We start from the raw sequence: 9,541 nt of genomic DNA, 5'->3' as shown, positions 1-9,541 counted from the left end.
GGAGGAAGGATGAAGGTTAAATGCAGTGCTGGGTAGGAATTCGGAATTTCAACAATTCAAAAATCAGGGTCGGTTTAAAACACAGTAAAAAGTCAATTTGATGGATTGGATACATAAAAAATTCTTTTAGTTTTATAGGAGATCTTTCGAAACATAGAGGAAGGAAGGTGTTAAGGAATGCTTTCCTTTGTATAGAAGAAAGCGAAACTTTGTTGCGAATTTTTAAAATGACTAAAATCCTGACAATAATATTGGTGTTTATAGGACCAATCGCATTTGGACAGATTGTTCAAATCGAAACCTTTCGACTTGAGAAAAGTGGGCGATTCGAGGACATTCAGTTAGACAAGATGAATTTTCCAATAGTTCAGTCGGAAAACCAAAAAATCGACTCGCTAATCAATAATGATTTGAAAAATCGATTTACAAATAATGAATACCCAAATGCGACTATGGACTCGGCATTAATTAAATGGGCGGATGGCCAAATTATCTTTCTTGACTTTACAGTGACATTTAATCAAAATGGAATACTATCGATAAATGTGAGTGCCGAAGGATGTGGAGCCTATTGCACTTATTGGACTGAATATTTTAATTATTCAACTAAAACAGGAAAATGGTTAGATATTTCTGATATTATTGATACAACAGGGACATTCAAAAAAATGGTTTTTGAAGACAAGGTAGAACAATATAACAAAGCGAGACGGAATCTTAAAGAAAACCATAAGGACTCTAATTGGGGATTAAGTGAAGATGACTATGAAAATACTCTTGAATATTTTAATGAATGTGACAATTCTTTCAAGCTCAATCAGTATGCTTTGTATGCAGACCATATTGAGATCATAGAAGAATGTTGGTTGCCCCATGTGATGAAACCATCAACACCAATAATTGAATTGAAATATAAATTCTCTGAAATAAGAGAGTATTTAAAAATAAAAAACTAGCCACAGCGACACCTTTATTAACATGTCGTATAGTTACTTTCCGGCAGAATTTTGGGTTAAAGAAAGGTCGTCATGGGTTGACACATTTGCGCTCGGCTGCTCTACATAATTCAGGTCTTAAATGGATTTCATTCCCGTTTGACTTATCAGGCAACGAGGATAGTGATGATGCAGCTGGGCTTTATCTGAACTATCTTGAATTAAAAGACTTTTTGATTTTACCTGTGTTTGATAAAGACACAGACAATGAGGCCGTTAAAAAGGCGAAAGAGATTTTTTCTGATAAAAAGGTAATCACTATCCAAGGCAATGAACCAGCAAAAGACACAGGGATCATAAACTGCCTAACTTGGAACATTAAGAAATGAGGGTTTGATTATTGTTGGAAAGTATTAGGTCCAGGCCATCGAAGAGTCTGTAAGGCGACTAGGAGTAGATTTCATCTACACCTTTCTATCACCATAAAATTGATTTTGATTCATATTTGGTGTAATTTTACACCAAAAGACAAGGCTATGGCAAGACAAAGTATATCTTTCTCGAAACCAAATGATGAATGGTTAAAATCGCAAATTGAAAACGAGGAATATTCAAGCAAAAGTGAACTTGTCAACGATTTGGTGAGACAGGCGAGAAAACAGCAGGCTACTATTGACTGGCTTAGGGCCAAGCTAGAAAAATCCGAAATAGACGGATTTACTACTGATTCCAAAGAGATGATTTTAAAAGAGTCAAAGTCCAGACTCAATGGCTGATTATAGACTAAGTAATGCAGGCAAATAGGACTTGATTTGCATTCATCATTATGGAGTTGGCTCTGATACCATTTACTTCAGAATTACCGACAATGTGGTTGAGATTATGGCAATAATTGGAATGCAGGATTTGAATAATCTACTCTAATTCATATTCATCATGGAAAAAGCTTTAGAAACATTCTATCCCAAAACCAGGCAGGAGTGGCGGGATTGGCTACAGGAACACCATGATAAAAAGCAATCCATTTGGATCATTTACTACAAAAAGAAATCCAATGCTCCGACTGTCGCCTACGCGGATGCAGTGGATGAAGCGCTTTGTTTTGGCTGGATAGACAGCAAACAAATGCCTATTGACGATGAGAAATTCATGCAGTTTTTTAGCAGACGGAAACCCAACTCTGTCTGGTCAAGGATCAACAAAGAAAAAATAGAGCGGCTTGTAGCCGAGGGATTGATGACAGAGGCTGGTTTTCGGTCCATAGCAATCGCCAAACAAAATGGCTCCTGGACAATTTTGGATGGGGCGGAGGCCCTGATTATTCCTGAGGATTTGGAATCGGAATTCAAGAAAATGCCTCAAGCCAAAGATTACTTTTTAAGCTTAAGCAGGTCAGACAAACGCAATATTCTGCAATGGCTTGCCTTGGCCAAAAGACCCGAAACCCGGCAAAACCGTATCACCGAGATAGTGGAGCTTGCCGCCCAAAGGCTTAAGCCCAAGCAATTTCGCGGACCGAAAAATGAGGGGTAGTGGAGAATGGACTTTTTTGAGGTATAAACAGAAATATTGGACATACGCTTCTTTGCCAGTTAACCAATAATCTACTTCAGTTGGGACGCCTGCCTACGGTAGGCAGGGAATCCCGATAGCTATCGGGACGAAGTCGGAAGACCCCCGCCTGTCGTCGGGCAGGGATGTTCCAGACATTTCAGTCTCCAACATTGAGTTACTTTGAATTAACGCTTTCACTGACATCATTGCCAACATACATAAAACAGAACTTATGGATTCCTTAAAATTATATCTAATTGCATATAATAAGATTAAAATATCTATTTTTGTATGCAAATACATATAGAAATGAACTCAATTTCCGAATTTGTCAAAAGTAGACGAAAACTTTCCAAGCTAACGCAGGAGGAATTGGCTATGAAATCTGGCGTTGCCTTGACGGTCATCAGAAAGATCGAGCAAGGAAAAGACAATCTCAGTCTGTCAAAAGTAAATCAGGTCTTGCAGATGTTTGGTCATGTATTGGGTCCTGTTAATGAGAAATTACCATGAGACAGGCCACAATCAAATACATTAATATCTAGCCGGGAGTACTTAGGGAATTGGATACGGGGGATAGCCATTAAAATTCTTTATTTATCTCAGATTTATTTTATTTTACACACTACCTTCCTTCCAGAACCTTCCCTACATTTCCATCACCTCCAAAAAGTATTTTTTAAGTTCTTTTTCTTCTTTGATATCAACATTCCCATCTTCCATCACTCTTGACAATAAAGCATGCATTTCTTTGAATGGGGATCGGCCGAGCACCGTACTATTTTCCTCCAGCCACTTTTTAAGTACAGTGACTTCGTACTTATTGATCTCCTCATCGGCTAATATTCCATAACAGATTCCTTGAAGAAACTGGATTTTGGCCTCTGTGCTTTCGGAGACGCTAAGCTCAGCTTCATGGTTTTTGATAATGGTTTTCAGTTCCATGATTTCCTCAGAGGTCATCACACCACCATCAAGAATCGCTTTGACTTCAGCAAAGAATTCTTTGAAAGGAGATTCTTCACAAAGGCTCTGATGGGCTTGGCACCAAAGTTTCATTTCGGTGAACTCGCCTCTGGTGATTCTCCCGTCGCTGCTGATGCCATGAATGATTCCTTTGAGATGATTGAATGGTTTTTGGGTTTTCATATTCTTGTTTTTAAAAATTTTTACCTAAAATAAGGATTGTTGTCTTTCGGTGTATACCAAGTGCAGGTAATTTTAACGGAAACTTAAAGGAGATGCTTTGATAGCAGTTTTTTTAAAATAAGGCGAGACAAAAAATCAGAGTATTTTGATTTTTGTAGAAAGCAGCCTGGTGTATCTCTCAGATATTAACTCCAGAAATATGGGATTTTGATTTCGGGAGTTGTGTGAAGAGAGAATTGGGTGTGGAGGAAATTTTAAGCTTAAATTCTCGATTCTCGAATCTCGAATTCAATTCTCCGATTGGTTAAAAATTAAGTAAATAAAAAGATGCACAGTGCTATAAGGCCTAATTATCCTCATTCTGTTAAGATTGCCTCTTATTAACATTAAAAGATACGTTGATGGGATAACTCAAATGTGTAGAACATTGCATTATCCTTACGTCTTTATTTTTCCCCAATAAAATCCTTTTCGATCTGCTCCAAGGTTTTGCCTTTGGTCTCAGGCAAGACAAAATAGATCACCACAAATCCAAAGGCACAAATAGCGCCGTACAGCCAAAAGTTGTTGGCCCAACCCAAGTTTTCTTTGATCGTAGGAAAGGTGTAGGTCAGGGAAAAATTTCCCACCCAATGGGCCAATGCCGCAATGGAAATCGCAGCCCCACGGATCCTTGTAGGGAAAATCTCTGACAACACTACCCACAGCAGCGGCGCGAGGGTAAAGGAATAAAACATGACATTGGCAAGTACCAGAAACACCACCGGCAAGCCTCCCTGCCCGGTATAGAAGGAATAACCTATAAAAAGATAGATGATGGCCATGGCTGACGTACCTATCAAGAGGAGCTTTTTTCTCCCAAATCGGTCCACTGTAAAAATCGTGATAAACACCGAAAGCACCATCACCCCGCCGATCACCACAATATTGAGCATCATCTGCTTGAGGGTGTAGCCTGCTGCCTGAAAGATGTCCGCAGCATAGTAAATCACGACATTTAATCCGCTCCATTGCTGGAGAAAGGCAAGGAAAATGCCGATTCCCAATAGCCTGATGATCCTTTTGTTTAGAAGTTCTTTGAAATTGACTTTGGCAAGGCTGTCTTCATTCACAGTAGATTTGATTTCGGTGATGGCAAGGTCTGCGTAGAAGGTTCCTCCGATTTTTTCTAGAATCTTCCTTGCTTTGGTCTCTTGGTTGTTTTTGACAAGCCACCTTGCGCTTTCGGGAACAAAAAACATCAATCCAAAAAACAACATTGCGGGAATGGCTTCCACACCAAACATCCACCTCCAACCATATTGCCCGCTCCAGCTTTCCGCCAGCATCGCAAAATCCGGGTTATCAGGTAATGAACTGTCCAAAAGTGAAATCTGCCAATTGACGACCTGTGCCAAAAGCACACCGACCATGACCAAAAGCTGCATCAGTGTGACAAACATGCCGCGCTTCTCAGGTGGCGCCACTTCCGCTATGTACAGCGGAGAAAGGTTGAGGGCAATGCCCATCGCAACACCACCTACGATACGGTAGAAGTTGAACCACCAGAAAGTGTCCCCAAGTGCTGTTCCGATAGCCGATACCGAAAATAGCAACCCTGAAAAAATCAGGAGTTTTTTTCTTCCAAACTTATCACTCAATACGATGCAGAGAATGGCCCCTACCATACATCCGATCAGCGCGGAACTTGTCCCCCAACCCTGATCTGACGGAGAGGTGATGTTGAAATAGGGTTCATAAAATGGCTTGGCGCCACCGATCACCACCCAGTCATACCCAAAAAGAAATCCTCCCAGTGCGGCTGTCATGCTGATAAGCCAGATGTAAGTTTGGTTGTAGCGGATATTTTGATCCATGGTGGTTTGGGTTTGGGGATTCCAATTTAAGATACCGAGGCGGATTTGCAACAGGAGGGAAGTGGAAAAAGGAAAGAATGGTGGACGGTGAATTGGAAAGCAGGTATATGATTGCCAAAAACCTATATTTTTCCTATAATTATAATGGTTATAGGTAAAAAATACCATTAATCTTTTGATTGCATCCAATAATCAATAAATTGTTCGGGATTTTGGGCGGAAACCGAAAAGCCAATAGAGTAGGTGAAAAATTTTGATTGATTATTGACATGAAAAGATTTCTTTTTGGGTTTTTGTTTTTGGGCCTTGTATTGATGCAATTGGAGGTCAATGCACAGGGAATAGGAGTGAGGGCAGGTTATCAGACGGCAAGTACTACCAACAACGGGAATCAGGTGGCGGGTAGTTTGGGAAGTTTTTACTTAGGTGGGTATAAAAACATCAAGCTTGGAGTAGGTGATTTGTTGAGACTGAACACCGGATTGGAATACATGCAAAACGGGCACAGAACCAATGAAGCCAATTTTAGAAGCATCAATTACCTCAGCATTCCTCTTGGATTGAGGGTAAAACTTGGTCCTCTTTATGCCCAAGGCGGTATCAATGCCAATATTAAAATCGGGGAAAAATATGAAGTCAATAGTCAGAGTGTCTTGAATGATACCAACAGAACCAGCTCTTTTGATTTGCCTGTTCATATCGGGGTAGGATTCAGGCTGTTTATCATTGATATAGAAGCAAGGTACCACCACGGGTTTATGGATGTCAACAACGGCAACAAGAATTCTTACCTGCAAATAGGTGCTGCTTTTGGGTTTTAAGCTGCATTAAATACTTTGATTTTCTATGAAAAAAGGAAGAGTTTATCTTCCTTTTTTGTTTTTAATCCCCATACAAGCATGGTTATGATATTGTGTTTGAAATTGACATATTTGTTGGGTTGGGCCATAAGGATATTAAACCATTTACAATAAAACCTTACAAAAAATCCTTTTGGTGACCTTTTACTTTGATTATGAAAAAAGTAGTGATGTTGATGTTTTTTGGGGTGACGGTGTTGAAAGCAAGCTTTACCTTTTCTCAGGGAGATACCCAGCTTTGGCTAACTTATAACAACCAAACCAGACTTTCTGAAAAATGGGGATATACTTTCGATGTCAATTATAGGACACGGGGATTTTTCCCATTTAATTCCACACTCACAGCCGCCAGAGTCGGAGCCAATTACTTTGTAAATAGCAGATTGAGAGTCACTGCGGGATACGCTTGGTTTGGAACCTATGTATCTGACCTCGATATCAATTGGCTGCCTGAGCACCGGCTATGGCAGCAGGCACAGTGGACTATTCAAAAATCTAAATTTCAATTGATACATAGGTTTAGACTTGAGCAGCGGTTTAGACAGGAATTGATCCAGTATCCATCTACTGAGCCCATCTATGCCTATACCACAAGGGCGAGATACATGATCCAATTGCAGGGTTTGTTGCTTCCACCAAAAACACCGGACGGTTTTCAACTCAGTTGGCAGGCAGCCAATGAAACCATGTTTCATACTGGGGATATTATAAGCAGTCAAATGTTCAATCAAAACAGGACTTTGGGCGGAGTGGTGATTTCTCCAAACCGCAAATTTGACTTGGCGATATTGTACCAGTTGATCATGCAGTACCAGCCAGTGTTGGATACGGTGGAGGACATCCATTCCATCAGGGTGACGGCTTTCCATGTATTGGAATACAGGAAAAAGAGATAATAGGTACCGAATTCCTGTAATTGGTATTAATTTCTTAAATTGAAATTGGTTTTAAAGTGAAAGAATCAAGGGTATCTGTAGCGTAGTTTCTCCCATCCAATTTTCAAATACATGAATAAATCATTATTCCTGATTTTCCTGATCCAGTTTTCTAGCATTCCATTTTTGGTGGCCCAAAACACCAAATTGACAGAGAAAACCAAAAGCGAATTTGTAGCTCTGATAGACTCGTATTCGGAAGCGAGGGACAAAAAGGATACTGTTTTGCTGCGAGAAATTCTGACTGATGAGGTGGATCAATTGGTTTCGTCCGGAGAATGGAGGGACGGGATTTCCGAGGCTGTGGAAGGGATGCAAAGGAGTTCTAATACCAATGTCGGAACCAGAACTTTGACAATGGAAAAGTGCCGGTTGCTGCTGCCGGAAGTGGGTATCATAGATGCACGGTATCAGATCGAGAGCCAAGATGGTTCAATCAGGAACATGTGGAGCACTTTCGTAGTCATCAAAGAAGACGGCCGCTGGAAAATCTCCGCCATCAGGAATATGCTTCCTTCCACTCAATAAATGGTTTGATATTTTCTAAATTTCCAAATGACTAGATTCAACAAGATTGTTCTGAGAGGCTCCTTTTTTGTTTTGATTTTTCACCTGTTTGGGTTGGCTGCTTTTGCCCAAAATGACAGTACTGCTGTGGATAGGGAAGGGCTACGCAAGGGGATCCAAGGTTTCCCTGTTTTGGGAATCATGAATGACACCATATTCTATGTGTACATCAAGATGGGAACTTCCACTCCTAGTGAAAGGGCAAAACATATTACTGAAAAAATCAGGAGATTATATGAAGATCCAAATTTTAGCGTCGACTCCTTGACCATCGTCGAATCTGAATACACCGTGGACCTTGTTTACCGTGACATCATCGTGACAAGCGTATCGCCTCCGGATGCAGCCATTTATGATCTTAGTCTCTATGAAATAGCCGAAGAAGCTAAGAGACGAATTTCCCAATCAATCAAAAATGGCATTGAAGAATACAAATTGAGCAAACTCTTGTTCAGGATCTTGTACACAGGTATAGTATTATTAGTAGCCTTGTTTCTCTATTGGCTTCTCAATAAGGGATATAAAAGAGTTTTGAAATACCTTTCCCTCCACAGGGACAAATTGCTTAAAAATCTAAGCTATAAAGACTATACTTTTTTGACTGCTGAGCAGGAATTGAGGGTAATCCTAATTTTCCTTAGGGGAGTTCGGCTGTTTTTATGGGTGGTCCTCGGGTATGCGGTCTTGTCCATTGGGTTCAGTATTTTTCCACTTACCAGAGGCTGGGCTGACGCTTTGTTGGGATTGGTTTGGTCCCCTTTCAGGTCGATTTTTCTAGCGATTTGGGATTATCTACCTAACCTTGTTACCATTTTGGTGATTTTTATCGTGATGCGTTTTTTCATCCGTTTTGTCAGGTATATCTTTTTGGAAATTGAAGCAGAAAAACTGAAGCTTTCCGGATTCCATTCTGATTGGGCCATGCCTACCTACAGCATTGTTAGGGTGCTGTTGTATGCATTCACCTTGGTGCTGATTTTCCCCCATTTGCCTGGATCAGATTCCAATGTATTCAGAGGAGTGTCGGTTTTTATCGGTATCCTTTTTTCCCTTGGATCATCTACGGCAATAGCCAATATGGTCGCGGGATTGGTGATTACCTATATGCGTCCTTTCAAAATCGGAGATAGGATAAAAATCGGAGACATCGCAGGGATAGTTTTGGAAAAGACACTTTTGGTTACCCGTGTCCGAACCATCAAAAACGAGGAAATCACGATTCCCAATTCTTCTGTCCTTAGTGGGAACACCGTAAATTTTAGCACCTTGGCAAAAACCGAAGGACTGATTATCAATACCACTGTGACGATTGGCTACGACGTCCTTTGGCGAGATACCCACGCGGCGCTGATTGAAGCAGCCATGAGAACGGATTTGGTTTTGAAAGAACCTAGTCCATTTGTATTCCAGACAAGTTTGGACGATTTCTATGTTTCTTACCAGATAAATGCCTACTCGCGGGAATCTATAGGGATGGCAAGGGTATACTCAGAACTTCACCAGAATATCCAGGATGTATTTTTCGAAAGAGGAATAGAAATCATGTCACCGCATTACCGAGCGGCAAGGGATGGGAATATGTCCACCATTCCTGCCAATTACTTGCCGGAAGATTACAAGGTGCCGGCCTTTAATGTCAAAACGGAACAAAATAAAGATGTTTAAACCCTTTCCATTTAGATTCA

At 40.6% G+C, this 9,541-nt stretch carries 11 protein-coding genes; 9 read left to right on the top strand and 2 right to left on the bottom strand.

Annotated elements, in window-relative coordinates:
- Positions 1-227 precede the first annotated feature (227 nt).
- The 5 genes from M3O96_RS14030 (at position 228) to M3O96_RS14010 (ending at position 3,002) form a co-directional block, all read left to right on the top strand.
- Positions 228-956: a hypothetical protein gene (locus tag M3O96_RS14030; RefSeq protein ID WP_249721447.1), complete on the top strand. Its 729-nt coding sequence runs from the start codon at positions 228-230 to the stop codon at positions 954-956.
- Between the two features lie 77 nt (positions 957-1,033).
- Positions 1,034-1,324, top strand: coding sequence for an agmatine deiminase family protein (locus tag M3O96_RS14025; RefSeq protein WP_249721446.1), 291 nt, complete (start codon positions 1,034-1,036; stop codon positions 1,322-1,324).
- Positions 1,325-1,471: 147 nt separating this feature from the next.
- Positions 1,472-1,711, top strand: a complete 240-nt coding sequence (locus M3O96_RS14020) for a ribbon-helix-helix domain-containing protein (RefSeq protein ID WP_249721443.1) — start codon at positions 1,472-1,474, stop codon at positions 1,709-1,711.
- Between the two features lie 160 nt (positions 1,712-1,871).
- Positions 1,872-2,468, top strand: a complete 597-nt coding sequence (locus M3O96_RS14015; RefSeq protein ID WP_249721442.1) for a YdeI/OmpD-associated family protein — start codon at positions 1,872-1,874, stop codon at positions 2,466-2,468.
- A 330-nt stretch (positions 2,469-2,798) separates the two neighbouring features.
- Positions 2,799-3,002: a type II toxin-antitoxin system Y4mF family antitoxin gene (locus tag M3O96_RS14010; RefSeq protein ID WP_249721440.1), complete on the top strand. Its 204-nt coding sequence runs from the start codon at positions 2,799-2,801 to the stop codon at positions 3,000-3,002.
- A gap of 135 nt (positions 3,003-3,137) precedes the next feature.
- Here M3O96_RS14010 and M3O96_RS14005 read toward each other — a convergent pair whose 3' ends face one another.
- Positions 3,138-3,638, bottom strand: a complete 501-nt coding sequence (locus tag M3O96_RS14005; RefSeq protein ID WP_249721438.1) for a hypothetical protein — start codon at positions 3,636-3,638, stop codon at positions 3,138-3,140.
- A gap of 446 nt (positions 3,639-4,084) precedes the next feature.
- On the bottom strand, positions 4,085-5,494 hold the full coding sequence (locus M3O96_RS14000; protein WP_249721436.1) for a sugar porter family MFS transporter: 1,410 nt from the start codon (positions 5,492-5,494) through the stop codon (positions 4,085-4,087).
- Positions 5,495-5,763: 269 nt separating this feature from the next.
- Between M3O96_RS14000 and M3O96_RS13995 the strand changes: the two genes are divergently transcribed.
- The 4 genes from M3O96_RS13995 (at position 5,764) to M3O96_RS13980 (ending at position 9,521) form a co-directional block, all read left to right on the top strand.
- Positions 5,764-6,315, top strand: a complete 552-nt coding sequence (locus tag M3O96_RS13995; RefSeq protein ID WP_249721434.1) for an outer membrane beta-barrel protein — start codon at positions 5,764-5,766, stop codon at positions 6,313-6,315.
- A 194-nt stretch (positions 6,316-6,509) separates the two neighbouring features.
- On the top strand, positions 6,510-7,250 hold the full coding sequence (locus M3O96_RS13990) for a DUF2490 domain-containing protein (RefSeq protein WP_249721432.1): 741 nt from the start codon (positions 6,510-6,512) through the stop codon (positions 7,248-7,250).
- Positions 7,251-7,361: 111 nt separating this feature from the next.
- Positions 7,362-7,817 (top strand): DUF4440 domain-containing protein, encoded by a 456-nt coding sequence (locus tag M3O96_RS13985; protein ID WP_249721430.1) that lies wholly within the window; start codon positions 7,362-7,364, stop codon positions 7,815-7,817.
- A 27-nt stretch (positions 7,818-7,844) separates the two neighbouring features.
- The gene (locus tag M3O96_RS13980) at positions 7,845-9,521 is read left to right on the top strand and encodes a mechanosensitive ion channel family protein (RefSeq protein WP_249721429.1); all 1,677 of its coding nucleotides are present in this window, start codon (positions 7,845-7,847) and stop codon (positions 9,519-9,521) included.
- Positions 9,522-9,541 lie beyond the last annotated feature (20 nt).

The sequence above is a fragment of the Aquiflexum sp. TKW24L genome (assembly GCF_023502205.1).
Taxonomy (GTDB): domain Bacteria; phylum Bacteroidota; class Bacteroidia; order Cytophagales; family Cyclobacteriaceae; genus Cognataquiflexum.
This window is presented reverse-complemented; position numbering and strand designations above follow the sequence as displayed.